23 protein-coding genes are annotated in these 25451 nt (G+C 64.0%); 5 read left to right on the forward strand and 18 right to left on the reverse strand.

The window, feature by feature from the left end; genetic code table 11:
* Positions 1-226 (forward strand): DDE-type integrase/transposase/recombinase (locus IM708_RS14940; RefSeq protein WP_209427382.1); only part of this gene is annotated, 226 nt, incomplete at its 5' end.
* 144 nt (positions 227-370) lie between these two features.
* Here IM708_RS14940 and IM708_RS14945 read toward each other — a convergent pair.
* Genes IM708_RS14945 through IM708_RS14955 form a run of 3 tightly spaced genes read right to left on the reverse strand, consistent with a single transcriptional unit; the run spans position 371 to position 3136 of the window.
* Entirely contained in the window at positions 371-2029 is a 1659-nt protein-coding gene (locus IM708_RS14945) for a lysozyme inhibitor LprI family protein (protein ID WP_209427383.1), read from the reverse strand.
* Entirely contained in the window at positions 2026-2694 is a 669-nt protein-coding gene (locus IM708_RS14950; RefSeq protein ID WP_209427384.1) for a hypothetical protein, read from the reverse strand. The genes IM708_RS14945 and IM708_RS14950 overlap by 4 nt, the downstream gene beginning before the upstream one ends.
* Positions 2681-3136, reverse strand: coding sequence for a hypothetical protein (locus tag IM708_RS14955; RefSeq protein WP_209427385.1), 456 nt, complete (start codon positions 3134-3136; stop codon positions 2681-2683). The genes IM708_RS14950 and IM708_RS14955 overlap by 14 nt, the downstream gene beginning before the upstream one ends.
* A gap of 501 nt (positions 3137-3637) precedes the next feature.
* On the opposite strand from IM708_RS14955, the gene IM708_RS14960 reads away from it, so the two are divergent.
* Positions 3638-5545: a hypothetical protein gene (locus IM708_RS14960; RefSeq protein ID WP_209427386.1), complete on the forward strand. Its 1908-nt coding sequence runs from the start codon at positions 3638-3640 to the stop codon at positions 5543-5545.
* Between the two features lie 127 nt (positions 5546-5672).
* A complete protein-coding gene (locus tag IM708_RS14965) occupies positions 5673-6380 on the forward strand; it encodes an IS6 family transposase (protein WP_209427387.1) in 708 nt (235 codons plus the stop codon).
* A gap of 116 nt (positions 6381-6496) precedes the next feature.
* Here the strand turns inward: IM708_RS14965 and IM708_RS14970 are convergent, their stop codons facing one another.
* From IM708_RS14970 to bchF, 15 genes are all read right to left on the reverse strand, one after another.
* The gene (locus IM708_RS14970) at positions 6497-6946 is read right to left on the reverse strand and encodes a cytochrome C (protein WP_209427388.1); all 450 of its coding nucleotides are present in this window, start codon (positions 6944-6946) and stop codon (positions 6497-6499) included.
* Between the two features lie 58 nt (positions 6947-7004).
* Entirely contained in the window at positions 7005-8216 is a 1212-nt protein-coding gene (gene hemA / locus IM708_RS14975) for a 5-aminolevulinate synthase (RefSeq protein WP_209427389.1), read from the reverse strand.
* On the reverse strand, positions 8206-9024 hold the full coding sequence (gene puhE / locus IM708_RS14980; protein WP_209427390.1) for a putative photosynthetic complex assembly protein PuhE: 819 nt from the start codon (positions 9022-9024) through the stop codon (positions 8206-8208). The genes hemA and puhE overlap by 11 nt, the downstream gene beginning before the upstream one ends.
* 40 nt (positions 9025-9064) lie before the next feature.
* Positions 9065-10171, reverse strand: a complete 1107-nt coding sequence (gene acsF / locus IM708_RS14985) for a magnesium-protoporphyrin IX monomethyl ester (oxidative) cyclase (protein ID WP_209427391.1) — start codon at positions 10169-10171, stop codon at positions 9065-9067.
* Positions 10168-10464 carry a hypothetical protein gene (locus IM708_RS14990; protein WP_209427392.1) on the reverse strand — a complete coding sequence of 99 codons (297 nt, stop codon included), beginning with the start codon at positions 10462-10464 and terminating at the stop codon, positions 10168-10170. The genes acsF and IM708_RS14990 overlap by 4 nt, the downstream gene beginning before the upstream one ends.
* A gap of 61 nt (positions 10465-10525) precedes the next feature.
* Entirely contained in the window at positions 10526-11020 is a 495-nt protein-coding gene (gene puhC, locus IM708_RS14995; RefSeq protein WP_209427393.1) for a photosynthetic complex assembly protein PuhC, read from the reverse strand.
* Between the two features lie 13 nt (positions 11021-11033).
* Positions 11034-11669 (reverse strand): photosynthetic complex putative assembly protein PuhB, encoded by a 636-nt coding sequence (puhB, locus tag IM708_RS15000; RefSeq protein WP_209427394.1) that lies wholly within the window; start codon positions 11667-11669, stop codon positions 11034-11036.
* Between the two features lie 31 nt (positions 11670-11700).
* Entirely contained in the window at positions 11701-12480 is a 780-nt protein-coding gene (gene puhA / locus IM708_RS15005; protein ID WP_209427395.1) for a photosynthetic reaction center subunit H, read from the reverse strand.
* A gap of 18 nt (positions 12481-12498) precedes the next feature.
* The gene (locus tag IM708_RS15010; RefSeq protein ID WP_209427396.1) at positions 12499-13938 is read right to left on the reverse strand and encodes a PucC family protein; all 1440 of its coding nucleotides are present in this window, start codon (positions 13936-13938) and stop codon (positions 12499-12501) included.
* Complete coding sequence (gene bchM / locus IM708_RS15015) at positions 13935-14615, reverse strand: magnesium protoporphyrin IX methyltransferase (RefSeq protein WP_209427397.1); 681 nt, start codon at positions 14613-14615, stop codon at positions 13935-13937. The genes IM708_RS15010 and bchM overlap by 4 nt, the downstream gene beginning before the upstream one ends.
* Complete coding sequence (bchL, locus tag IM708_RS15020; protein ID WP_209427413.1) at positions 14615-15517, reverse strand: ferredoxin:protochlorophyllide reductase (ATP-dependent) iron-sulfur ATP-binding protein; 903 nt, start codon at positions 15515-15517, stop codon at positions 14615-14617. The genes bchM and bchL overlap by 1 nt, the downstream gene beginning before the upstream one ends.
* Before the next feature lie 109 nt (positions 15518-15626).
* Positions 15627-19205: a magnesium chelatase subunit H gene (locus IM708_RS15025; RefSeq protein ID WP_209427398.1), complete on the reverse strand. Its 3579-nt coding sequence runs from the start codon at positions 19203-19205 to the stop codon at positions 15627-15629.
* A complete protein-coding gene (gene bchB, locus IM708_RS15030; protein ID WP_209427399.1) occupies positions 19195-20790 on the reverse strand; it encodes a ferredoxin:protochlorophyllide reductase (ATP-dependent) subunit B in 1596 nt (531 codons plus the stop codon). Before bchB ends, IM708_RS15025 begins: the two co-directional genes overlap by 11 nt.
* 91 nt (positions 20791-20881) lie before the next feature.
* Complete coding sequence (locus IM708_RS15035; protein WP_209427400.1) at positions 20882-22171, reverse strand: ferredoxin:protochlorophyllide reductase (ATP-dependent) subunit N; 1290 nt, start codon at positions 22169-22171, stop codon at positions 20882-20884.
* The gene (gene bchF, locus IM708_RS15040; protein WP_209427401.1) at positions 22168-22680 is read right to left on the reverse strand and encodes a 2-vinyl bacteriochlorophyllide hydratase; all 513 of its coding nucleotides are present in this window, start codon (positions 22678-22680) and stop codon (positions 22168-22170) included. Before bchF ends, IM708_RS15035 begins: the two co-directional genes overlap by 4 nt.
* 313 nt (positions 22681-22993) lie before the next feature.
* Here bchF and IM708_RS15045 point away from each other — a divergent pair, with 313 nt between their 5' ends.
* Positions 22994-23773, forward strand: coding sequence for a cobalamin B12-binding domain-containing protein (locus IM708_RS15045; RefSeq protein WP_209427402.1), 780 nt, complete (start codon positions 22994-22996; stop codon positions 23771-23773).
* 124 nt (positions 23774-23897) lie between these two features.
* Positions 23898-25265 (forward strand): transcriptional regulator PpsR, encoded by a 1368-nt coding sequence (gene ppsR / locus IM708_RS15050; protein ID WP_245243221.1) that lies wholly within the window; start codon positions 23898-23900, stop codon positions 25263-25265.
* Positions 25266-25451: the final 186 nt, after the last annotated feature.

The raw sequence follows: 25451 nt of genomic DNA on the forward strand, positions 1-25451 counted from the left end.
AGGCCGCTACCTGAACAACCGTGCAGAGAATTCGCACCAACCTTTGCGACGACGGGAGCGGGCGATGCAGCGCTTTCGGCGGATGCGAACGCTACAGACCTTCGCCGCCGTCCATTCCTCCGTGCACAACCATTTCAACCAGGAGCGTCACCTCTACAGCCGAGACAACTTCAAGCTAAACCGCGCCGCCGCCCTCGCCGAGTGGCGTCAGCTCGGCGCGGCCTGAGGCGGAGTGTTGCTGGGATAACTGAGACTGGTTCGCATTTGTCTGACAGCACACTTTCTAAGACTGGTTAGCGTTAGTCTGACAGCGCACGGGGGGCTTATTGCCGAGCGGGAGTGCGGGGATCGTCCCTCGTTTGCGACCTTGTCACATGTGCCTGAGGAGCTCCTGTGTCCGGACGTTCGTGAGACCAAAGAGACACCTGGCGAGTTCATCGCGACGGCGTCGATTTTCTCGTTCAATCTCCTCAGGCCGGCACAACCGTGCCCGCAACGCAATCCACCGGCGCTGAGAGTCGCGGACCTGAGGCCCGGCCGAGACCAGGGCGCGCAAGTACGCTGCCGCCATCCGGCCGTCCGCAGCCGAAAGTTCCGGGTACTCGCAGATCACTTGCGCCGCTGGGTCGAGGTCTCCGTCACAGTTGAAACTCGCCTCTTCGATCGCGCGAATGTCTTCCGGGAAATTTTCCAGTTCCCTTGTTTCAAGACGTTTGCCATCGATCCAGGACATCGACCAGCCCAGAGCCACGAACTCGCTTACGGGATATGGCGTTTCGTAATCCAGAAGTTCGAGAGGTGTCCATTCTCGTCCCTGCAAGTAGCCATACTGGTCGCTTGCGTGAACGTTCTCGTTGAAGGTTTTGACATACCATCTTTCGTCGGTGAACTGGAACACGCTGCACTGGATCGGCCCGAGACCTGGCATGAAGCCATCGAAGAAGAACGCGGTCGGGTCGGTGCCGGGGACGAGATGGATCGAGGTCGTGACACCTGCCCCGGAAGTCCTTAGCTCGGGATAACGGCCGGCAACGGTTTCAATCGGTTCGTAGACTGGCGGCCTATCTTCGTTCCCGAACACGTAACGCCCGGCTGCAATGACGTCGTCGTTGACATAGGAAGCAGTGCCTAAGCTTGCCTGAAAAACGGCGAACGTCCGACGGGTATTGAAGTAGGTCAGGAAATTACAGGCTTCCTGTGCACCGTTCACCGTGATTTGCCGCGGAAAGTTCATTTCCGACGCCAACAGAACAGACGACGTCTCAACAAGTCTAGTGTAGTCGTCAATGAGAACGTATTCCTCATGTAACGGCATGTCGCTTCTAGCGCCGCCACCCTTCGAAAGCATGCTGAAGACGAAGTCGGACGATACCTGCCATCTTGCCATCCGCGCCGCTATTTCGTTGATTGCGGCGCGTGCCTGACCGTAAAAGCTGTCCGCCAGCTGCCCCGTGAGTCTGTCATTGAGGGGCGTACCTATTGGGATTGGTATTGATGCAGTGATCGACGAGAATGGAGCGTGAAAGCCGACAATGGCCGTGTCGTGCAAATATCGCGATGGCCACGGAGGATTGTTGCGGGTCATTATGTTCTGGCCGCCAAGAAAGGCGATGGCGCAGGACGAAAGGCACTCGTCGCCGGGGCCGACGAATGTGGTGACGTGGAAGCCGGCGATTGTATCCGACATCGCAAGCCCCTCGTAGAAATCGCCCCCTGGAGAGTTCATTGACACCACGACGTCGTTGAACATGTCGAACTGCCAGTTCGGGAGTTTCTTGCGAAGTAGATTGGTTAATCGCTCATTGTCTCCGGGTTCAATTCGACCTTCGATGCGTAAATGCGGCGCATTGGAAAGATCGAAGACGCTACCCGCTTCGAGTGGATCGCCAAAGGAAGGCTCCGGATAGGCGCGCACAAAAGACTGATTGAATGGTTCTGCCCAAAAAATGTCTGCGGAAAGCGACGGCTGTCCGGAAACCAGCAGCGCGGCAAGCGAGAGTAAGCCTCGTTTAATCTGGTTGTGATTCATGGTCGGCACCCCCTTGAAGCCGCGAAGGCTCGCGCGGAGCCGCCGAGCTCTGCAGTGCCCAGTTCCTGCTGAATATCCTCGAGAACGGGTTGGTAGAGGTTGGTAAAGCTCAAAGCATATTCGCAGAAATGCTGCCTGGCCGTGGTAGCGTCACACCTCGCCCGGAGTGCGCACAATGGTCGAAAGCAGTCCGGAGGTTTCACACAAAGCGCCAGTTGATCGAGCGTGTCAGCGATCTCGGCGATAGCAAGCTTCAGGTCGACTTCGTTTGCACCGTTGTCAGCCCGGAGGATCTCTCTTCGAAAGAAGGCCTGAAACGCCTCAAGTCCTTCCGAAGACTCAGAACTGGTGAGTTGTCGAAGTCCAGCGACGTCCTCAGCGCGTGCATACCATGCGCGGTCGAGCGTTCGCCGTTGCTCTGCTACGGCGCCTTCCGTGAACCGCTCTGCGTATTCGAGGGACGCGTCAACTCTGCGATCAAGTCGTGTCAGGGTTAGCTCGAACAGCGCAAAAGTGCCTGCGAACAGAAGTGCCGCGAGCTGGATCACCCTTATGGATAAGAGCTTGTTACTGAAACGTTTCAGTTTCTTGCGCTGTTCCTTTTGGGCACGTCGTTCCTGTTGGGCACGCCGTTCCTGCTCCGGTTCGTCATCAGCAGATGTCAAGGAGGATCTCCGCCATCTCGACCGATCCTCCGTCTTCCAGGGTCCAGGTCTGTCGCCTGACAACATCTGCAAACCGCTGGCTGAGACAAACTATGTGGTCTTCCGTGAGGACGACTGCAGTGGCCTTTTCGTTTCGCGAGCGTTCAACGGGAGCGCCTCCCTCGCTAGGGCGTAAAAGAATGGAGCTTTGTCCAAACGCGTTTTCAGAGGTCAATGCGGCGACCTGTGCCGGCGACGGGTCAAAGAGTTCGTCTTCGCAGAAACCAGGAAAGATCAACGTGGGACCTTCGACGAACTCCAGGTACCGTGCTGCATTTCGGTTAATGCATTCGGCCTGACTGAAGAGTAGCAGCAAGTTCCTGCTGGTTTCTGACTGCGGCAAAGCAGACGTGAATGGAACCGTTATGACGAGTACCGTGACGAGCAGTGTGGCTCTTCGCATCGTTCGCTCCTGCCAACCAACAACACGACATCTCTAATTTTTACGATACCAGACTGCGAAGCCGGATCAAGCTCGCTTTCTTCGGACTCGACTGTGACCTCCAGCATACGAAAACCAGGCCCCGAACGACGACAAACTGACGAACGGTGAGCGCTGCGCAGGACCTGCATCGGTCAGCGTCTCGTCCACTGCGATGGGAATCCCCCAAACTGGAAAAAATGGGCGTTGGCGATGACATGTCACTGGTCCGCGACCATACGCACGACCTTTGAAGCGAGCCCGGTTGCCGAGGTGACGATAACCGTCCTGGGCCTTGTCAGAGGAACCGGAGATGATAGGCTGTGCTCGCACGATTGTTCTGGCTCGCCGCGCACTTTCATGGCTATTGCCTTGAAGAACATACCTTTGTGGCCTCGTATCAAGCCGAGGGTCAACGAAGCTAGGAATTGAGTGATTCCTCTGACAACGCCCATCGGCGCCTCCCCGGCCCTGGGCTGGCCAATGGCCACACAGCCGCTGGCCCCGCATCTCGCGGCCAGCTTTGGCCCCGACCGCGCCGTTCAGGCGCCCGAACCCGGATTTTCCGGGCGTGGGCAAAGTATCACCTGGCCCACCCACGCCCTGAATGCCCAAAGCCCCACCGACTCGATCTTTGCCAGCTTTGGCCAACACGTCGTCTATGAACGTGGGCAGACACCCTTTGCGCATGATGGCCCGGCCGCGCGGCACCTCGCCCCCGCCCCGACCCGCCGCCGCGCGCCCGACCCAGCGCTGACCCAGACGCTGCTGGAGCGTCGGGACGCCGATCCGGGCGACATCAAGCCACCCGTTCCGACCAAGGGCTTGGGCCGCGACTGGGCGGCGCAGGCCCTTACGCCTGCGCGGATCAACCGGCTCACCATCGGGCGCCGCCCCGGCGCGATGGAGGTCTCGACCGCCTCCCTGACCCTCGCCGGACGACAGCCGGAACGCCCGGTGCTCCTGGATGGCGGTTGGCCCGGCACGGGCCGCCCGGCCGACACGGCGCCGGTGCTCTCGCACGCGCTGCGCACCCCGCGCAGCACAGTGCTGCCTCCTGACCCCGAGCCCAACCACCTCGAGAGACGCCGCCGCACCTACCTGTCCCGCGCCGACGTTGGGGAGGCCGCTGACGGTAAGCCGAAGCTGCTGCCGTTTGAGCCCTTCGATGACCCGCGCGATGTCATCCGCCTGTCTGAGGACAACGGCACGTTCTGGCGCATCGACGCGGGCGGCGAGGGCGGGGCGGCGGGTCTGCGCATCGGACCTGCCTGGCAGGGCACTCTGCGCATCCGCCTCATGGGCCACTTCACGGGTCCCGTGCACCCGCTGCGCACACTCGGCGATCCGCGTGGGATCCTTGGGCTGCATAGGGATAGGGGCCTGATCGGCCAGCTTGCTATCGGACACCTCATCACCCAGCCCAACCAAGTTGATGTCGGGATGGACGGCCTTGCGGTGATCATGACGCTCACCTTTCCCAATATCGACTCGCTGCAAGAACGGCTGGCGGAGGCCACCGCCGATACGCACCTCTCCCTCACGCTGAAATTCCCACATGCGGCGGGGGCCGAGCCGTTGGACAACGATCTCGACGTCGCGCCCGCCGTGTCCATGGACCTGCCCCTGACGCTCGACCCAGGCGGTCGGCGCGTGGTGCGCACGCGCACCCGCACCATCGCCTTTGGCGATCCCGCCTATGACCGGGTCCTCGCCAGCCAAGCCGCCCTGGACTCGGACCGCGACGACACCGACGAATTCCGCGCCGCCGCCGACCGCCGCGAATACAACTCCGACAGCACCATGCTGCTCGCCTTTGGGCAGATCGACCCGGTCGAAGACGTGTTCGATGTCACCTATACGGCCCCAGCCGCGGTCACGTTCCAACGTGTCCCCTTTGCAGCCCCCGGCACCACCCAGGAGCTGGAGCTCAAACTGTCCCCCGACACTTCGCTGGCGCAGGTCTCGATCAACGCCCACACCGCCGTGCGCCTGCGCCTGGCGGATCTGCGCGTGGCGACGGCGCCCGAGGATGCGGCCCTCTCGGCCGGTGACACACTGATCATCAACCTTGCCGTCAAGGAAAAGGTGAGCCTCACGCTCCGCGTACGCGTCGTCGCCGCCCCGGTGATCGCACCGCCTGCGTCGGTCTATTCGGTGATCGAAACGGTGGAAACAACGGCCCGCACGCGCCTCCACGCGCCCGGATCTCTTCCCACACGGATCGAGTTCCCGGACCTGCTCCAAGATCTCGCCCGCGGGCATGTCCGTCGCGACGCGCTTTTTGTCTGGCACTTCGCAACGCCCGCTCCGATCAATCCAGAAGGGAACGGCGACCGGCGGACCGATCTGATCAAGCTTGACCGGTCCGGAGGGGGACAGCTGCCGTAGGGTTGAGGAGCTTCGCTTCGCGAGGACCTGGGGCAGTGTAAAAAGTGTAGATCTTGGAGAGAAAGGCGAACGGCAGTGTCAGAGCAAAGTCCTTGAGCGGGGCAGGGCGGTCGCGTAGTTTCGTACGATGCCGAACCCCAGCCCCTTCCGATACTTCAAGACGAGCCCCGAGATCATCCGCCTCGCGGTGATGCTCTACATCCGGTTCCCCCTCTCTCTGCGCAACGTGGAAGACTTGCTCCACGAGCGCGGCATCGAGATCAGCCATGAGACGGTGCGGTTCTGGTGGAACCGGTTCGGCCCGATGTTCGCCGCGGAGATTCGTCGGCGGCGCGTCGAGCGGATGCGCTCATCCCCGCAGTGGCGGTGGCACCTCGACGAGATGTTCGTGAAGATCAACGGCGAGACGCACTACCTCTGGAGCGCGGTCGATCATGAAGGCGAGGTGCTCGAATCCTTTGTCACAAAGCGCCGCGACCGCAAGGCGGCGTTGAAATTCCTTAAAAAGGCGATGCGGCGGCATGGGGCGCCGGAGTCGATCGTGACCGATCGTCTGCGTTCGTACGGCGCGGCCTTGCGCGAAATGGGCGCCACGGCCCTTCAGGAAACAGGGCGCTACCTCAACAATCGTGCGGAAAACTCTCACCTCCCATTGCGACGAAGGGAACGGGCGATGCTGCGTTTCCGGCGCATGCGATCTCTGCAAACCTTCGCCGCCGTCCATTCCTCGGTCCACAACCATTTCAACCAGGAGCGTCACCTTTACAGCCGAGACAACTTCAAACTCAACCGTGCCGCCGCTCTCGCCGAGTGGCGCCAACTCGGCGCGGGCTGAGGCCGAATCGGGTAGGGCTTTCTGAGACTGGTTCGCATTCGTCTGACAGCACAATGCAGCGGGCTAAATTCCAGCGGTGACAGCAGCGTCGCGCGGTCGGCGACGCGACTAGCGTATCAGTCCGCGGCTTCCTCGGCCTCTTCGGCCGGCTCGCTGAACTGAGCGAGGAACGCCACCAGATCTTGCGCCATGCCTTCGTTGCGCACACGATGCGACATGCCGGAACGTGCGCGACGGTCATTGAGCGTCTCGCGCAGGAAATCCTGAGGGTTCACCAGGTAGGGAACCAGGTTTTCCTCGTCCCAGACAAGACCCTGTTCGCCGGCCTCGACGATCGAGGGCTGATACCGGAAGTCTTCATAGGTGCCGGCCTGCCGACCGATCACGCCGTAAAGGTTTGGGCCCTGCCGACCGGCGCGCCCCGCCAGCACTTCACCTGCCGGGTTTTCGACCACATGGCAGGTCTGGCACTGGTTGAACGCCGCTTCGCCCGCGGCAGGGTCGCCGGCAAGGGCAGGCGCGGCGAACAGCGACAGCGTGGCCACGGCAAGGGTCAATCGTTTCATGGTTGTCCTCCTCTTTACTTGTCTACTACGCGGATGGCGGCTGTTTGGATCACCCTCGTCACGCAACTGCGTGCGCAAGCGCGCATTGCCGCCAAAGCGCCTCCAGCGCCCGGACCAGGTGATCGATATCGCTTTCGTCGTGCAGCGGGCCGGGGGTGATGCGCAGCCGTTCGGTGCCGCGCGGCACTGTCGGGTAGTTGATGGGCTGCACGTAGATGCCCCAGTCGTTCATCAGGATATCGCTGATCTGCCGGCATTTCACCGGATCGCCGACCATCACCGGAATGATGTGGCTGTCGTTGGGCAGATGCGGAATTCCCAGCCGGTCGAGCCGCGTGCGCACCCGCGCGACATTCGCGCTCTGCGCCTGGCGTTCGGCGTCCGAAGTCTTCAGATGCCGGATCGATGCCGTCGCGGCGGCCGCCACGCCAGGCGGAAGCGCCGTGGTGAAGATGAAACCCGAGGCGAAGGATCGGATGAAGTCGCAGAGCGCATCAGACCCGGTGATGTAGCCGCCGACGACGCCAAAGGCCTTGCCCAGCGTGCCCTCGATCAGGTCGATGCGGTGGGCAAGGCCGCGCGCTTCCGATATGCCGCCGCCGCGCGGGCCGTACATGCCGACCGCATGCACCTCGTCCAGATAGGTCAGCGCGCCGTGGGCCTCGGCCACCTCGACGATTTCGCGCATCGGGCAGATGTCGCCGTCCATCGAATAGACGGATTCGAAGGCCACGATCTTCGCTCGGTCGCCCACCGCCCTCAGCTTGTGGTCCAGATCGCGCCAGTCGTTGTGCTTCCAGATAACCTTGTCGGCGCGGGAATGGCGGATCCCCTCGATCATGCTGGCGTGGTTCTTCTCGTCCGACAGGATCACGGCGCCGGGGATCCGCGCGCCAAGGGTGGAAAGGGCCGCCCAGTTCGACACGTATCCGCTGGTGAACAGGAGCGCCGCCTCCTTGCCGTGAAGATCGGCCAACTCCGCCTCGAGCACGCGGTGCAGATGGTTGTTGCCCGAGATGTTGCGCGTACCTCCGGCCCCTGTGCCGCAGTCGCGCACCGTGTCGACCATTGCATCCACCACATCGGGGTGGTGGCCCATGCCGAGATAGTCGTTGGAACACCAGACGGTCACCTCGTCCTCGCCGTTGGCGGCATAGTGACGAACCCGCGGAAAGGCGCCGCACTTGCGCTGCAACTCGGCGAAGACGCGATAGTTGCCCTCGGCCTTCAGCGCTTCGAGCTGGCTACGGAAATGATGATCAAAGTCCATGGCTGTCCTTTCGCAGTCGTCGTGTCGTTGGAGTCGTTTCGGGTGCCGGCAAGAGCCAGCGCCACAGCCTGTCGTCGCGCACGCGCCAGACCATGAACCAGTGTTCGAGAAGCGCCAGCGCGGTGAGCGCCGCCAGGAGCGTGAAGCCGATCTGCGCGCCGGCGGCTTCGGCTGACCACAGGCGTTCGATGAAACAGCCGAGGGCGAGCGCCATCAATGTCACCGAGAACGGGAAGAACCCGCTGACCGGACCCTGGCGGAAGTAGCTGGCCAGATGCGCCAGCGGTGAAGGCAGAAAGTCGAGATTGATGCGCGGCACGCCGAAAAAGAGGTTCAGCTTGGCCGAGATGCGCGCAACGAAAAGCACCATGAAGGTCCAGAGCGCAAAGGCATTTGCCGCTCCGGCAGCTGTTGCGATCAACGCCGCAAGCGTCAGCACCAGCACCGCCTCGTGCCAGGCGATGGTGCCGAAGGCGCGCCAGAAACGCGCGCTGCCGCGCAATTCCGGTGGGCAGGGGGCGCGTACGGGGCCCGTGATCACGCCGGACAGGAACGCCAGTTCGATCCAGCCCCAGAGCGCGAGCGCCGAGAGGAAAGCAAGCCAGACGCCCTGCGCCGAGGCATCGCCCAGCGTCGCGTTCACGCCGAGCACGCCTGCGGCCAGCAAGGGCAGCCCCAGAAGGGCGGAATAGATGTGGTCGTCCGGCCCGCCGCGGTCGGCACGGTGGACGCGCCAGAGCAGGATGCCGGTGCAGAACCACCACAGGAACAGCGCGCCCAGCACGGCTATCCAGGGGGTTTCGAGCATTGCGGGTCTCCTTGCTCGGGCGCGGGACGCGCCCGCGGTCTCAGTAGGCGGGCTGCAGCCGCACGCTTTCGGGGAGGCGGTTCTTCTTGACCGGGATCGTGTAGAGCGCGGCGAAGGCGAAGGCGGCTTGTGCGCCCGCGGTCAACTTGCCCAGTGTTCCGCCCAGCCCGCCCTGCTTCTGCGCCGCGTCCATCTTGCGGAAGGCGCGTTCCATGCGCCGCAGGTTCGGCAGCCAGCGGGGATGGTCGATGTCCACTTCGATCGGAAAGACCTGCCGGGCAATGGCCGAGGTCTTGCGGTATACCTCCTGGTCGTACCACTCGATGTCGACGCCAAGCGCTTCGTGGAAGCGTTCGCGCGCGTGGTCGCGTACCCACATCGTGGAATAGACCGCCACCAGGAAGAACCGGATCCAGAGCTTGTTGACGGTGCTCTGCGTCAGCTTGGGGTCGGTGCGCATCAGTAGCGCGAAAGCCTCGCCATGGCTGAACTCGTCGTTGCACCATTCCTTGAACCACTTGAAGATCGGGTGGAAGCGATGCTCGGGATGCGCCTCCAGGTGGCGGTAGATGGTGATGTACCGCGCGTAGCCGATCTTTTCGGAAAGGTAGGTGGCGTAGTAGATGAACTTCGGCCGGAAGTAGGTGTACTTCTTGGACTTGGTCAGAAAACCTAGGTTCACTGCCACACCGGCCTCACGCAGCGCGTCGTTGATGAAACCCGCGTGCCGCGCCTCGTCCCGGCTCATGTAGCTGAAGAGTTCCTTGATGTCGGGGTTGGTGCCGCGGCGTTTCATCTCCTTGTAGAGCACGCAGCCCGAGAATTCGGCGGTGCAGGAGCTGACCAGGAAGTCGATGAACTCGCGCCGGAGGCCGGGCTCCATGCCGTCCCAGTCGATCTGGTCCCAGTCGGCGTTTTTCTTGAAATGCCCCTTGTTGGGGTCTGATTTCATCTGCGCCAGAAGGTCGTCCCAGTCCGCGCGCACCGGGCTGACGTCGATCTTGTCCATCTCGTCGAAGTCGGTGGTGTAGAAGCGCGGGTTCAGAAGCGTCGTTTCGGTGGCCATGGCCGTGGTGTCGAAACGATCGCCAATTTCGGCGTGAAGTTCTTCGTGGGCGGTGGCGTTGGCGGGGGTTTGCACGTTCATACCGTGATCTCCTCGGAAAACGAGAATTCGCAGAGTTCGATGAACTCCAGATCGCCGGTCAAGCGCGTCCAAAGCCGTTCCAGCGCGGTGGCGCGGGTGATGATTGCCTCGCGCTCCTCGGTGATCACCTCGCCCCAGGCGGCCATGATCGGCGCACCCAGGACCTGCACCTCGTCGCCCGGATGCACCACGGCGCCGTTGTCGAAGCGCACATGCGCGTGCAGACTCTCGAAACGGTGCGACACCTCGACAGTGCAGGGCACGCGTTCGACCTTTCTTTGAATGAGTGTCATCTCTGGTTCCCCTTGGTTTTGTTTGCAGTCCAGTTCGTGTGCGCCGGTATTCCGGTCGCGGTCAGTCCAGTTGTGCGATCAACCGCTCGAAGGCGGCCTTGTTGTCGGCGCCGAAGTTGCCGAGTTCGACGCTCCAGCCGGTGTGGTCGTCATGCGCGGTCAACCGGCCGTTGGCGTAGGCTACGATGCGGATCGGCAATTCCGGCGACAGGCCGTGCATGAAGCGCTCGCGCTGAAGCCCGTTCTGGATCACCGTGACGAAGCCGCCATGTGCCATGTCTGCGACGATGCGCCGCTCGGTACTCAGGACGGTCACGGCCTGTGCGCCGCCGCCGACCAGGATGATGCGGTGCTCCGACAGGATCGGCGCGGGCGGGGGCACGGCGACTAGGGGTCGGTCTGTCCAGACTGCAAAGGCGACCAGCAGCAGCGACGCGCCCGCCAGCGCAAACATTGCGCGGATAAGCCCGATCGGGATCATGTCGTTGTGGTCGCGCCGTCTGAGGCCAGGTTTGCGCGCGATTCCGGCGGCGGGGATGTTCGGGTTGGTTGTCATCGTTAAGCTCCGGTCATTCGGCGGCGAGGGCGGCGGCGGCCGGAACGGCGCGGCTCACCACCGGGGCGCTGATCCGCGCGTCGGCGGCCTCGGCCAGCAGGCGTGCTATGCGGGCGGCATCGGGGATGCAGCGCAGCGCCGGTTTGGTGATCCGTACATGTCCGGGACGCAGGTGCGGCCAAAGCACCAAGTAAGAAAACTTTGTCTCCCCCAGCGTCTCGAAGGCGATCGTGCCCGTCCCGCGCGTCCGCAGGTCCAGTTCGGCGTTGGCGATCTGGCGGAACGGCAGATTGATCGTCACCTGCAGCGCCGCGCCGATCCGCATCGCGACCCGCGCCGAGGTGATCGTGTAGACCGTCGCGCGTGCCTGCGCCCAGGCCAGGGCGTAGAGGACGGCAAAGGCGCAGACGCCCAGGACGGCATATGGCAGGCCGAAGGCCAGCGCACCGGCGAAACCCGCGTCAAAGGCGCCAACGGTGGCGCGCCAGGCGACGATCAGTACGAAGTAGCCGCTGATCCAGTGAATCCGAAAAGCCTCCATCGCCAACGCCCTTGTCTGGGGGCGCCCCTGCCACAGGACGACCTCGCCGGCGGGCGGCGTTTCGGGCAGGCCGGGAACGGGCTCGAATGCGAAATCGTCATGGCTCATGGTTGGGTCCTTTCGATGGTGTCGGCGTGGGTCAGAACAGCTCGCTCAGCGCCTTGCGCCGCGAGCCCTTCTTGTCCTGGGCGTAGAGCGTCCCGCCGCCGTAGAAGCCCGAGATCATGTCTTCTTCCAGCTTCGTGACCACATCGCCGGCCTTGGCGCGTGGGACGCCGGCGAAGCGGTCGGCATCGAGCGCGCGTACGGCGACGTGATCTGCCTTGATGCGCGCCATGCCCATTGGGATCAGCCGTTTCGACCCGTCCGCCAGAGTGACCTCCAGGTAGCGCACCAGTTGCTCGGGCACGTCCACCCACATGTCGCTGACGGTCCCGGGCGACTGGCGATCATTGGCCTTGACCGGCAAGCCACGGGGATCGCGACCTGCAGCGACGGCGAAATCGCCCACAACTGCCATTGGCCGGATCTTGGGGTTCCCGTGGCCGTCGAGTTCCGGCTCGTCGCGCCGCATCGCATAGGATGCGGGCCCGACGCCATCGGCCATCGGATCGCCCGTCGGCGCGAAGGGAAAGCCACCGTTCACGGCGGTGCGGGCCAGTGCCAGTTCGCGCACCTCGCGCTTCAGGTCGGGCGCCTGCACCTCGCCGCCCTGAGGAAGCTGAAAAGTTTTCACTCCGGGCACCGGCAGCAGCGAGTTGGCATGGCTGCCATCCTCGTTCTCCAGCGGATAGCCCTCGCGCATGTTCTCGCGCTGGATGTACCAGATCAGCCCCGCGAAGAAGATCCAGAACAGGTAGAGCGAAACAAGCGCCAGGTCGAAATTGCCGAAGAAGATCCATCCATAGGGGGCTTCCATCTTCTTTCCTCCGTCAGGTCAGGTCGGGAAATCGGCCAGGCCGATTCGTTGCGGTTTGTGCGGTGAGTCAGGAGTGATGATCCGGGTCCGCACCAGCGGGCCCAGCAGCGCGAGCGTCACGAAAAGCAGCGCAATCTCGATGTGATAGACGACGGAATAGCCGATCTCGGGCACGTTCAGCGCCTCGCCCAGGTATCCCGCGCCGGCGAGGCCCTGGACGAGGTCGCGCAGCCCCCCTCCAGCGGCCACGGCCAGACCCGCCGCCGTGGCCTGCGCCGCGCCCCACGCGCCCAAAGCCAACCCGCCGCCGACGATGCCGCGCCGCGGCATCTCCATCGCGGCGGTCAGCGTCGAAACGGCAAAAAGCCCGGCGCCGAGGCCGATGCCGAAGGCGCCGGCGAAGAACAGCGCGGCTGAATCCATCGGCGCGGCAAAGATCACCGCCGAAAAGGCGGCAATGCCGATCAGGATCCCCCGCGCGGCGAGACGTGCATGGTCCTGCCCGCGTGCCAGCCACCGGGCGGCCAGCGCAAAGCCTAGCAGCGCGCCGGTGGCCCACGCTGCGGTCAGCATCGTGGTGGCGGAAACCGAAAGGCCCAGAATCTCGCCGCCATAGGGTTCCAGCAGGACGTCCTGCATGTTGAACGCCAGCGAGCCCGCGAAAACCACCGCCAACAGGCGCCCGGCCTGCCCGCCGCGCAGATAATCCGCCCAGGCGTCGCGGAAGGCGGGGCGCGGGGCTTCACGTTCGGTGCGCGACATCGGGCGCACCTTTTCCTGCTTCCAGAGGGCGATCAGGTTCAGCGCGATCGTCACCACGGCGCAGCCCTGAATCACGCGGATCAACTGCAACTCCGAGAAATCACGAAGAAGCCAGCCAACAACGAGCGCCGAGACTGCCATTCCGGCGAGGAAAGTTACGTAAAGAAGCGCGACGACGCGCGGCCGCGTCGTATCGTCGGCACGGTCGGCAGCCAGAGCGATGCCGGCGGTCTGCGTCATGTGCAACCCGAGGCCGGTCATAAGGAAAGCCAGCGCCGCCAGCACCTCGCCGGCGAAGGGTACATCGTGCACGTTGTCGCCCGACAGCACGATCAGCGCGAAGGGCATGATCGCCAGCCCCCCGAACTGCCAGAGCGAGCCGAACCACAGATACGGGATGCGCTTCCAGCCGATCGCCGAGCGGTGCGTGTCCGACCGAAAACCCAGCAGCGCGCGGAAAGGCGCGACCAGCACCGGCAGTGCGATCATGAACGCGACGATCGAAGCCGCCAGCGACAACTCCACGATCATCACGCGGTTGAGCGTGCCCAGAAGCAGCACCGTCGCCATGCCGACCGAGACCTGGAACAGGCTCAGGCGCAGGATCTGGCTCAACGGCAACCCCTCGGACGCTGAATCCGCGAAAGGAAGCCAGCGGACCGACAAACGTGCGAAGGTGGACCGTGGAATAATCATCTCCGCACCTCAAGGCATTCGGAAATGTAGAAGCCGCGCGCAACGCGGCCCACGCGCGCAAGCCCCGGCACCGACAGCCGCCGCCAATCCTGCGGCACCATAATCGGCGAGCGGTCGGCGCGCGGGAACAGTCGGCCCGCCTGCCACATAGCCATGAGTAGCGCGGTGCGCGGCGCGACGGTAAAGACCACCCGGCTTGCATGCTCCGACATCCCGGCGAGCGCGGTCTCGAGGTCCGGGCGCGCGTAGTAGATCAGGCTGTCCATCGCCACCACATGGTCGAACCTGCCAAGCGCGGGATCGAGCATGTCGCCCGCGCGGAACGACACTCGCCCGGGCAGTCCTGCAGGGATGCGCGCGCGCGCGATCTCGACAAGACGTGGCGAGATGTCGACGGCGAGAACATCGGCACCGCGCGCGGCGAGTTCAGCGGTCATCGCTCCCGTACCGCAGCCGGCATCGAGAACTCGAGCGCCGCGAAGATCGGCGGGCAGGCGCGACAGCATCAGCGCCCGCATTGCGTCTCGCCCCTCGCGCACCGTCTGGCGGATGCGGCTGACCGGCGCGTCCGAAGTCAACCGCGCCCAAACCTTCGTCGCCGTGCCGTCGAAATACCCGGCTACCCGGTCAAGGGTGCCGGCATAGCTTGTCGAGGGCTGGGGGACGAAGTCGCGCATCAGTCGAATCCCAACAGCTCGAAGATGTCGCGGTCGGGCATCGGTTCGGGCGTCAACGGGTCGGTTCCGGCCAGCAAGAGTTCGGCCAGCCGCAGGTATTCCGCACGGCAGGCAAGAACATCCTCGTCCGCGTCCATTTCGAACAAGGTCTTCTTCTTTAGGCGTGAGCGGCGGATCGCGTCGATGTCCGGCATGTGCCCTATCCGCTTGAAGCCGACCCGGTCGCAGAACCGGTCGACCTCATCGGTGTCGCGCGAACGGTTGGCGATGCATCCGGCCAGGCGGACCTTGTAGTTGGCGCTCTTGGCCTGGACGGCGGCGATGATCCGGTTCATCGCATAGATCGAGTCGAAGTCGTTCGCCGTCACGATCACCGCGCGGTCGGCATGTTGCAGCGGGGCGGCAAAGCCGCCGCAGACCACGTCGCCCAGCACGTCGAAAATCACCACGTCGGTATCGTCGAGCAGGTGATGCTGCTTGAGCAGCTTCACCGTCTGGCCGACGACGTAACCGCCGCAGCCGGTGCCCGCGGGCGGCCCGCCGGCTTCCACGCACATCACGCCGCCATAGCCCATGGTCACGAAATCCTCTGCGCGCAGCTCCTCGGGGTGGAAATCGACCTCCTTGAGGATATCGATCACCGTGGGCTGCAGCCGGCCCGTCAGCGTGAAGGTCGAGTCATGCTTCGGGTCGCAGCCGATCTGCAACACCCGCTTGCCAAGCGTGGCAAACGCCGCCGAAAGGTTCGAAGAGGTCGTCGACTTGCCGATGCCACCCTTGCCATAGACTGCAAACACCTGCGCGCCTTCGATCTTCTGTTCGGGGTCGAGCGCCACCTGCACCGAGCCCTCGCCGTCCTGGCCGCGTGCGCGCAGGCTCGGAATATCGTCTCTCGGGCTCATTTGATCGCTCCTTCGTCTTTCAACAAACTTCCTTGGGGAACGCGCCGCAGCGGCAAGTGCGGCAGCGTGCCCCACCGGTCTCGACCCTGTTTTTCGTTTCGTGTCCGGGTCATTCCGCCGCGATCCCCTCGATACGATCCTCGAACTCGTCGGCCGCATCCTGCAGCGCGGCGAGGGTATCGGGATCGGGTTGCCAATAGTTTCGGTCGGATGCCTCCAGCAGGCGGCCGGCCATGCGCGCGCTTGCCTGCGGGTTCAGATCCGCCAGCCGCCGCCGCATGGCCTCATCCAGAACGAATGTTTCGGAGAGCCGCTGATAGACCCAGGGTTCGACGGTTCCGGTGGTGGCCGACCAGCCGAGCGTGTTGGTCACCTGCGCCTCGATCTGGCGGACACCCTCGGCGCCATGCTTCAGCAGACCCTCGAAGTACCGCGGGTTCAGGCTGCGTGAGCGGGTTTCGAGGCCGATCTGGTCGCGGAGGGTGCGTACCTTGCCCGTCCCGCGCGTCTGGTCGCCGATATAGACCGGCGCCTCGGTTCCGCCGCGCGCACGCCGCACGGCCCGCGCGATACCGCCCAGCGTGTCGAAGTAGTGGTCGACCGTGGTGACACCCAGTTCGACCGATTCGAGGTTCTGATAGGCCAGATCGACCGTGGCCAGCGTGCGCTGCATCAGCGCCGCGTTCTTTGCCGGAGCACCCGACCGGCCATAGGCAAAACATTTCCGCGCCTCGTAGGCATCGGCAAGTTCGTCCTCGGCACCGAAGGCCGATCCGTCGACCAACAGATTCACGTTCGATCCGTAGGCGCCTTCGGCATTGGAAAAGACCCGCAATGCGGCGGTTTCCATATCGCAGCCCATTTCGGAGGCGAATCTCAGCGCGTGCGCACGGATGAAGTTCTGCGTCTCGGGCTCGTCTGCGGTGGCGGCCTTGAAGGCGGCTTCGGCCAGCATTCGGGTCTGCAAGGGCAGCAGATCGCGGAAGATGCCCGACAGCGTCATCACCACGTCGATGCGCGGGCGGCCCAGGTCCGACAGCGGGATCAGATCGGCGCCAGAGAGCCGGCCATAGGTATCGAACCGTGGTTTCGCACCGATCAGCGCCAGTGCCTGCGCGATCGGCCCGCCGTCGGACTTGATGTTGTCGGACCCCCATAGGACCATGGCGACCGTCCGCGGCAGTCGGGCATGTGCCTCCAGCAGGCGCAGCGCCTGCTCGGTACCTTCGCGCAGCGCGAAGGCCGTGGGCATCCGAAAGGGATCAAAGGCATGGATATTGCGGCCGGTCGGCAGGATCTCGGGGGCGCGAATCAGATCGCCACCTGGGACGGGCGCGATGAATCGACCCGCGAGCGCGCGCAGCAGCGCGGGGATTTCGTGGTCATCGGCAAGCAGGGCCTCGGCGCGGGCGCGGGCTTCGGGGTCGGTTTCCATATGGGAGACCATTGACTTGCGCGCCTCGGGCGAAAGTGACTTGCCGAGTACATGCAATCCGTCAGGGATCAGCGCGTCTTCGGCTTCCAGAAGCTTCAGCCAAAGCTCGGCCGGCGTGCCCTTCAGGTCGACGGCAGCGGTCTGTTCGACGATCAGCGCCTCCAGATCTTCGCGTCCGGGCGCGTCCGGCGCCATGCGTCGCCAGCTGGTCAGGCTGTCCTTCAGATCCGCGAGTCCCTTGTAGAGACCAGCCTGCGCCAGGGGCGGGGTCAGATGGGTTATGGTGATCGCCCCCGAGCGGCGCTTCGCGAGCGTCGCCTCGGAGGGGTTGTTGGCAGCGTAGAGGTAGATGTTGGGCAGGTTGCCGATAAGGCGGTCTGGCCAGCAGGCCCCGGCCATTCCTGCCTGCTTGCCCGGCATGAACTCGAGCGCGCCATGCATCCCGAAATGCAGCACCGCATCGGCGGCGAAGTCTGTGCGCAGCCAACGGTAGAAGGCCGCGAAAGCATGCGTCGGGGCAAAGCCTTTCTCGTAGAGCAGGCGCATCGGGTCGCCCTCGTAGCCGAAGGGCGGCTGGATACCGACGAACACGTTTCCGAAAGACGCGCCGAGCACGAAGACCCCCCGCCCGTCCGAGAGTTCGCGCCCCGGTGCCGGGCCCCAGGCGGATTCGATCTCGGACAGCCAGGGCGTTTCCGTGACCATCCGATCCGCTGGCACGTGCGCGGCCACATTGGCGGGCGTGCCGAAGCGGGCGGCATTGCCGTTCAGGACCGCTGCGCGCAAAGCCTCGACCGTAGCGGGTGGCTGCAGCGCGTAGCCTTCGGCTGCCATTGCATGCAGCATGTTGAAAAGGCTCTCAAAGACAGAAAGATACGCAGCGGTCCCGACCGCACCGGCATTCGGAGGGAAACCGTAAAGGACGATCGCCACCTTGCGCTCGGCGATGTTCCGCGAACGCAGACGAACCATCCGCGCGGCCCGATCGGCAAGCTGCCCGATCCGTTCCGGGCACGGGGCCATGGCCTTGGCATGGGCCGCGGCATCTACACGGCAGTGCTGTCCGCAACCGTTGCACCCATCGATCCCGTGGCGTCCGCCGTAGACTGTCGGGTTCGTCGCGCCGTCAATTTCCGGCAGCGCAATCAGCATCGTCGTTTCCACCGGTCCGAGTCCGCCCGCCGCAGTCGCCCATTGGCCCAGCGTCTGAAATTCCAACGGATGGGCGGCAAGGTACGGCACGTCCAGCGCCGCGAGCGTCGCGACCGCGGCCGGGCTGTCGTTGTAGGCAGGACCGCCCACCAGGCTGAAGCCGGTGAGAGAGATCAACGTGTCGATCCGGCCCTGCATCCACTGCTCGATTGCCGGTCTTCCGTCCAGCCCGCCCGCGAAGGCAGGAATGACCGCAAGCCCCTGCGCTTCGAGCGCACGAATGACGGCGTCGTAATGCGCCGTGTCCGAGGCAAGGATATAGGAGCGCAGCATCAGCAGCCCCACCGTGCCGACAGCTTCCGCCGGCCGCGGCAGGCGGGATGGATCGGTGGTGATGCGTCCATGCTGCGGGTCGTCGAGATCGGGATGGTAGAGTCCGACATCGGGGTAGTCGATCGGGGCTTCGGCGCGTATCGCGCGCCACTCGGGCCGCGAGGCATAGCGGGCGACCAGAAACCGGACCATCGCCTCGATATTGTCGTCGGACCCGCCCAGCCAATACTGCATGGAAAGGAACCACGCACGCATGTCCTGCGCCTTGCCGGGGACATAGCGCAGGATCTTCGGCAAGCGGCGCAGCAGCGCCATCTGCCGCTCGCCCGAGGCGGGCTTGCCGTCCTTTGCGCCCCGCAGCTTCTTCATGAGCTTGCCCAGGGCTGACGGAGGCACGGTCATGTCCAGATCGCCCATCCGCGTCAGGCGCACGATCTGGGGATCGGCGATCACGCCAACGAAAGCGTCGGCGCGTGCTCGCGCCTCGGTCAGATGTGGCAGTACCGCGGCGATGTGATCCTCGAGGAAAAGCAGGTTCGCGACGACCAGATCGGCGCTTTCAATGGCTTCCTGCGCGGCGGCGAGCGCGGCCGGATTGGCTGCCCATTCCGCGGCGGCATGCACCGAAACCTCAAGGCCCGGAAAATCGTCTGCGAGGCGGGGCAGCACGCGTTCCGCCGGGCCGGCGGCATGCGCATCGAGGGTGACCACAACGAAGCGGTAGGGGCGCACGCCGAAATTCGGGCTGATTGGACCTCTATCGAGCATAATGTGCCTTCGCCTCATAGAGCGTGTCGACACTGATCCGGGCAAGACCGCGCTGGACTGCGAATGCCTCGGTATTGCGCCGGGCTTTGCCGCGCACGAAGAACGGGATCTTGCGCAACTCCGATTCGGCGCAGGCCAGCCAGACGACGGCGGTGTCCTCAAGGTCGGTCTGCAAGTGAGCGGGGGCGGTCTCGGGGGGCATCGAGCCCCCCGAGACCGCGGCCGCTGACGCGGCGGGCTGCGCTGCGGGTGTCGTGGACTCCTGCCGGCGCGGGGCATGGCCGCCGTGATGCGAGGGGCCGGCGGCATCGTGGAATTCGAAATCCTCTCGGAACATGTGCAGGAGGTGTTCCTCGAGGCCCATGACCAGCGGATGCACCCAGGTGTCGAAGATCACGTTCGCGCCCTCGAAGCCCATCTGGGGTGAGTAGCGTGCCGGGAAATCCTGCACATGCACCGGCGCCGAGATGACCGCGCAGGGAATGCCAAGGCGCTTGCCGATATGGCGTTCCATCTGCGTCCCGAGGATCATCTCGGGCTGCGCGGACTCGATGGCGCGTTCGACATCGAGGTAATCGTCCGTAACCAGCGCCTCGATCCCCATCTCGCGCGCCAGCGCGCGGAGGGGTCGGGCCTGCTCGCGGTTGTAGCAACCCAGACCGGCGACTTCGAAACCCATCTCGTCGCGGGCGATGCGGGCGGCGGCCATGGCGTGGGTGCCGTCACCGAAGATGAAGACGCGTTTTCCGGTGAGATACGTCGAATCGACCGAGGACGCCCACCAGGGCTGGCGCAGGCGGTTCTCGTCAACCGGTCGGGTGCTGCCGGAGAGCGCGCGAACCTCGTCGATGAAGGCGCGGGTGGCCAGTGTGCCCAGCGGTACCGTTCTGGTGAAGGGCTGCTCGAGCTCACGCTCTGCCCAGCGGGCGGTTGATTCGGCGGTTTCGGGGTAGAGGAGCACGTTGAAATGGGCCGTGCCCATGCGCGCGATATCCGACGGCCGCGCCCCCATCGGGGCGGTCACGTTCACGGCGACACCCATCTCGTTCAGAAGCGCGGTGATCTCGGCCACGTCATCGCGGTGGCGGAAGCCGAGGCCGGTGGGACCGAGGATGTTGCAGCTGACCGCATCCGTCCGCGCCATCGGGCGGGCGAGCGCGCGGGCGATCTGCAGGAAGGCCTCGTCGCAGCCAAAATTCTCCTTGCGCTGGTAACTGGGCAGTTCGAGCGGAATCACCGGCACCGGCAGGCCCATCGTCTCGGCAAGCCCGCCCGGGTCATCCTGAATGAGTTCCGCAGTGCAGGATGCGGCGACAATCAGGGCTTCGGGCCGAAATCGGTCATAGGCGTCCTGGCAGGCGGTGCGGAAAAGCCCTGCGGTGTCGCCGCCCAGATCGCGCGCCTGAAAGGTCGTGTAGCTCACCGGCGGGCGGTGATCACGCCGCTCGATCATGGTGAACAGCAGGTCGGCATAGGTATCGCCCTGCGGCGCGTGCAGAACCATGTGCAGGCCCTTCATGCCGGTGGCGACTCGCATCGCGCCAACATGCGGCGGGCCCTCGTATGTCCAGAGCGTGAGTTTCATGCGCAAGGCTCCGGGGAGGTCACCACTGCGGTTGTGCCGATGCCAACACCGCTCGGGAATTTTCTGGACAGATGGAGCGGTTGATTTGGTGTCATTCCGCAGCCTCCAGCCTCGGGGCGCGGCGATCGAGCAGGGCGCGGCGGCGCAGCGGGCGCGCGAAGAGCGCGGCCAGGTCGCCTGCCTGTTCGTAGAAATGGATCGGGGTAAAGACGAGCTCGATGGCCCATTTGGTCGCCAACCCTTCGGCCTCGAGCGGGTTGGCGAGGCCAAGCCCGCACACCGTCAGGTCAGGGCGGGCGGCTCGAACCCGGTCGAGCTGTAGATCGACATCCTGGCCTTCCGAGAGACGTGGGCCTGCTTCTATCAGGTCGAGTTCGGGCCCGTGGATGGCGGTGTGAAGATACGGCGTGCCGATCTCGATCGCCTGCATGCCGCATTCACGGGTCAGAAAGCGGGCGAGCGGGATTTCAAGCTGGCTGTCGGGCATGAAGAAGATACGCTTGCCGCGCAGCGTTTCAGCCGCGCCACTGACGGCCTTCGCGGCCCGGGCGCGGGGGGCGGCGGTGACGCGGTCGACGACCTCGGGTGCGATGCCGAATTCGGCGGCGACGGCTTTGAGCCAAAGTGTCGTGCCCTCAGCCCCGAAGGGAAATGGCGCCGCGATTCGTCGGGCGCCACGGCGCACAAGCGCGGCAGAGGTTTCGCCCAGGAACGGTTGGGTCAGGGCAAAGACGGTCTTTGACCCGACGCCTGGCGCTTCAGCCGCGCGACGCGCAGGCAGGCAGCGCACGGGCGTGACGCCGATCGCGTCAAGCAACCCAAGTGTCTGATCTTCGACGACATCCGGCAATGCGCCGACAAGCAGCAGTTCCTTCCGGTCGCTTTCAGACAAGACGGGTACCATTGCGGCGAGGCAGGCATCCTCGCCTTCGGTAAAGGTCGTCTCGATGCCGGAGCCGGAATAATTCAGCACTTGGACATGCGGCGCGTGCGCCGCGCTGAGTCGTTCCGCAGCCTTGCCGATATCGAGCTTGATGACCTCCGATGGGCAGGAACCGACAAGGAACAATCGACGGATATCGTGCCGGCGGTCGAGAAGGCGTGCAACCTCGCGATCGAGCTCGGCCTGGGCGTCGGCCATTCCGGCAAGGTCTTTCTCTTCCAGGATCGCCGTGCCGAAACGTGGTTCGGCAAAGATCATCACGCCCGCGGCCGACTGCAGCAGATGCGCGCAGGTGCGCGAGCCGACCACCAGGAAGAATGCATCCTGCATCTTGCGATGCAGCCAGATGATCCCGGTCAGACCGCAGAAGACCTCGCGTTGACCGCGTTCCTTCAGCACGGGGGCATCGCGGCACCCGGTGGGCGTGGGCGCGGTCATGCCGAAACCTCCGGACCCGTCACGGTGGCGGACGCCGCACTGAGGCGAGCAAGCCGCAGTTTCCAGAGGAATTGCGCGGCGTTCACCACATAGGCGGCATAGGCGACAAGGGCGAGCCACATCAGCGCCGCCGGACCGATCGCGCCGGTGATCAGCCCCCAGACATAGGCAGTGTGCAGCGCGATCACACCGAAGCTGACGACATCCTCCCAGAAGAAGGCAGGCGCGAAGAGATACTGGCCGAAGACTTCCTTTTCCCAGATCGCGCCGGTGATCATGATCAGAAACAGGAATCCGGTCTTGACCAGGACAGACAGGGTAGCGGCCTCGTAGCCCGCACCAGTCATCAGAAAGCGCACCACCAGGATTGCCGACAGGATACAGACCACGAATTGCAAGGGCGCCAGGATGCCCTGAACCAGGGTCCAGACCGAGCTGTCACGTCGCTGGCGCTGCTCTTCGGTGTAAAGCCGATACTCCGTCGGACTTTTCCAGCTTCCTCGTGCCATGCGGCACCTCCCACGCGCTGCGTTTCCCAAAGACTAGACTCAAGCAACGCGGAGTGTCAATTGAGATTTACACTCGGGCGGTTGACAGCAGCAGGCCTCGGCTTGACTTTCGGCAAGTATGTCGCCTTAGGAGCATGCTTTAAATACATAAAAATATCAGGCTGGACTGTAATGCACGTGACAATGGCCGTGAAATGGCGCCTCGGGTGTAAGTTTCATTTGACATGTCGGGGCGGTTTTGGAAAACTCGCAACCTGACGCTGTTTCCGCCCGGGGATTGGGTTGGCGGAAGGTCAGCGCTCGGGGGAGTGAAATGACCGGAATGTTGGACAGTTCCCTGACGCGCCGTGATCGCGGCGACGTCGATCTGGAGCGTTTCGCGATGCGCGTGGTTGCGGGGATAGCCGGAAAGCATCCTGACAGATCGGGCGAGCCGGACAAGGATCTTCTGCGACTTCTGGTGCGGCACGCCAGAACCGGCGATCCGGTCGTGCTCAGGGCGCTCTTCGGCCATCTGGAGCGGGAACGCATCTCGGCCGAGGATGTCGTGGATGTCCACATTCCCGATGCTGCGCGTTCACTTGGCGCGTCATGGCATGCAGGTGATCTGGATATCCTGGAAACCACTCTCGCAATCTCGCGGCTGCAGGCTCTCCTGCGTGAACTGGGCCGGGCATGGAGCGCGGATCACGCCGAAACCTCCAGTGAGGCGCGCGTGATCCTCGTGGTCCCGCAAAGGGAGCAGCACACGCTCGGGACCTTGATCGTGGCGCAGCAACTGCGGCGACTCGGCGTGTCGGTCAACATGCAACTGATGGTGTCGCCGGCAAAACTGACCGTGCTCCTTGCCGAAAGCACGTATGACGCGGTGTTCATTTCGGTCGCCAACCGGTCAAATCTTGAGCTTTGCAAGGAACTTGTGGCAAGTGCTAAGCGCTCGATCTTCCGCGATAGCCCGGTCGTTCTTGGTGGCGCACTTCCCGGAGTCCAGAATAACGTCAGGGAGTTGACCGGAGCGGACGTTGTGACGAATGATATCGGTCAAGCGCTGGACGCCTGCGACCTGCGCGCGTATAACCGCGCGGCTCAGTGATGGGCCCATGACAAGCGACAACCCCCTCAACCGAGGGTATGGCGCAACCGGGAGTGATCTGGACGTGACTAAAGATGGAACGGTCTTTTCGTCGGCTGGATCTCGACCGATCTTCGGATCCGCGTTGCTTTCAGGGATCGTCGCATCTGCTGCCGACATCACGATCGTCGTGGATCCGTCTGGCCTGATCCGCTCGGCCATGGTGGGGCTGCAAAGTCGCAGCTTCGAGCAGGTCGCCAGCTGGCCGGGCAAGAACCTCTCCGAGGTCGTCGATCCCGACTCTTTCCCGAAATTCGAAAAACGATCCAGCCAGATCCTCGACCAGGTTGAGGGGGGCGTCACCGACGCGTTCAATTGGGTGGAGCTTGTCCATCTTTCGGTTTCCGAAGACAATTTCCCGGTGCGGTATTCGCTCCACTGGCTGGAGGATCAACAGGCACTGCTGATGCTTGGCCGTGACCAGCGGCCCGTCGTCGAAATGCAGCAGCAGATCATCAACGCACAGATCGCGCTTGAACGCGACTACGAGGCGCAGCGCGAACTGGACACGCGCTATCGGCTGCTAATGGATTTCACCAGCGACTCCATCGCGATCGTTGCAATGGGAAGCGGGCGGATCGTCGACCTGAACCATCACGCAGCGACTTTGTTCGGAAAGGCGCGCGCCGATCTTGTTGGCAGCGATTTCTCACGGCTTTTCGCGCCCATCGAAGGAGAGCCGCTGTTGAACCGGATCGCCGCGACCCTGCCGCGATCGGGGGCTGAACCTCTCAACGCGATAACGCAGCGCGACCGGTTGGAGATCAAGGTTCATTCCCGAGTTTTCCGCGCCTCCGGCGAAAGGCTGGCGCTGTGCCGGATGACTGGCGGAGAGCCGGGATCGGGTGGTGCCGGTCCCTTGACCGAAGACCTGGATCAGCTTTTCTACAAGGGTGTCGACGCAATCGTCTTCACCGACAAGGACGGGATCATCATCGCGGCCAGCGATGCCTTCCTGAACATCACCGATTCCGTCGGGCTGGAAGCCGTGCGGGGTCGCTCGATGGCGGACTTTCTGTCGCGCGGCGCCATCGACCTCAAGGTTCTGCTGGACAATGCGCGGCGTGCAGGCCACCTGCGCAGCTACGCGACGAAGCTTGTCACGGATTTCGACGCGCAGGTTTCGGTCGAGATGTCCGCCTCGTGGCTCGGCGACCGGCTGGAGCCGCGCCTCGCGTTGATTATCCGCGACACCAGCTCGACATTGTCCATGCGCAGCGACCTCTCGCTCGCCGAAGAAAACGTGCGCGGCGTCATGGAGCTTGTCGGATCGACCGCGCTGAAGGACATCGTGGCCGAGACGACGAATGTGGTCGAACGCATCTGTATCGAGACCGCGATCGAACTGACCCGCAACAACCGGGTGGCCGCCGCGGAGATGCTGGGCCTTTCACGTCAGTCGCTGTACGTGAAGCTGCGCAAGCACGGACTTCTGAGCCGCGAAGACGAATGAGGCCTGACACATTCGGGTCCACGCGGCGCCGCATAGCCCTCATGGGTCGTCGCTCGGGCCCTGAGATCGCCCATTTGACGTAATTTCCGGCCCCCGTTGGATCTCTTCCCTCTGCGGCGCCTATGTCAACTATAGATTACATTCGCGTTCAGGGAGTCGGGGGCTGGCATTCCTTGCTTTCGTCGC

This window comes from Pararhodobacter sp. SW119 (genome assembly GCF_017811755.1).
Taxonomy (GTDB): domain Bacteria; phylum Pseudomonadota; class Alphaproteobacteria; order Rhodobacterales; family Rhodobacteraceae; genus Pararhodobacter.

Bases quoted from the DNA above. Each gene is read 5' to 3' on its own strand.
- IM708_RS14945 (WP_209427383.1), bottom strand. From the start codon at position 2,029: ATGAATCACAACCAGATTAAACGAGGCTTACTCTCGCTTGCCGCGCTG.
- IM708_RS14955 (WP_209427385.1), bottom strand. From the start codon at position 3,136: ATGCGAAGAGCCACACTGCTCGTCACGGTACTCGTCATAACGGTTCCA.
- IM708_RS14960 (WP_209427386.1), top strand. From the start codon at position 3,638: ATGGCCACACAGCCGCTGGCCCCGCATCTCGCGGCCAGCTTTGGCCCC.
- IM708_RS14965 (WP_209427387.1), top strand. From the start codon at position 5,673: ATGCCGAACCCCAGCCCCTTCCGATACTTCAAGACGAGCCCCGAGATC.
- IM708_RS14970 (WP_209427388.1), bottom strand. From the start codon at position 6,946: ATGAAACGATTGACCCTTGCCGTGGCCACGCTGTCGCTGTTCGCCGCG.
- hemA (WP_209427389.1), bottom strand. From the start codon at position 8,216: ATGGACTTTGATCATCATTTCCGTAGCCAGCTCGAAGCGCTGAAGGCC.
- puhE (WP_209427390.1), bottom strand. From the start codon at position 9,024: ATGCTCGAAACCCCCTGGATAGCCGTGCTGGGCGCGCTGTTCCTGTGG.
- acsF (WP_209427391.1), bottom strand. From the start codon at position 10,171: ATGAACGTGCAAACCCCCGCCAACGCCACCGCCCACGAAGAACTTCAC.
- IM708_RS14990 (WP_209427392.1), bottom strand. From the start codon at position 10,464: ATGACACTCATTCAAAGAAAGGTCGAACGCGTGCCCTGCACTGTCGAG.
- puhC (WP_209427393.1), bottom strand. From the start codon at position 11,020: ATGACAACCAACCCGAACATCCCCGCCGCCGGAATCGCGCGCAAACCT.
- puhB (WP_209427394.1), bottom strand. From the start codon at position 11,669: ATGAGCCATGACGATTTCGCATTCGAGCCCGTTCCCGGCCTGCCCGAA.
- puhA (WP_209427395.1), bottom strand. From the start codon at position 12,480: ATGGAAGCCCCCTATGGATGGATCTTCTTCGGCAATTTCGACCTGGCG.
- IM708_RS15010 (WP_209427396.1), bottom strand. From the start codon at position 13,938: ATGATTATTCCACGGTCCACCTTCGCACGTTTGTCGGTCCGCTGGCTT.
- bchM (WP_209427397.1), bottom strand. From the start codon at position 14,615: ATGCGCGACTTCGTCCCCCAGCCCTCGACAAGCTATGCCGGCACCCTT.
- bchL (WP_209427413.1), bottom strand. From the start codon at position 15,517: ATGAGCCCGAGAGACGATATTCCGAGCCTGCGCGCACGCGGCCAGGAC.
- IM708_RS15025 (WP_209427398.1), bottom strand. From the start codon at position 19,205: ATGCTCGATAGAGGTCCAATCAGCCCGAATTTCGGCGTGCGCCCCTAC.
- bchB (WP_209427399.1), bottom strand. From the start codon at position 20,790: ATGAAACTCACGCTCTGGACATACGAGGGCCCGCCGCATGTTGGCGCG.
- IM708_RS15035 (WP_209427400.1), bottom strand. From the start codon at position 22,171: ATGACCGCGCCCACGCCCACCGGGTGCCGCGATGCCCCCGTGCTGAAG.
- bchF (WP_209427401.1), bottom strand. From the start codon at position 22,680: ATGGCACGAGGAAGCTGGAAAAGTCCGACGGAGTATCGGCTTTACACC.
- IM708_RS15045 (WP_209427402.1), top strand. From the start codon at position 22,994: ATGACCGGAATGTTGGACAGTTCCCTGACGCGCCGTGATCGCGGCGAC.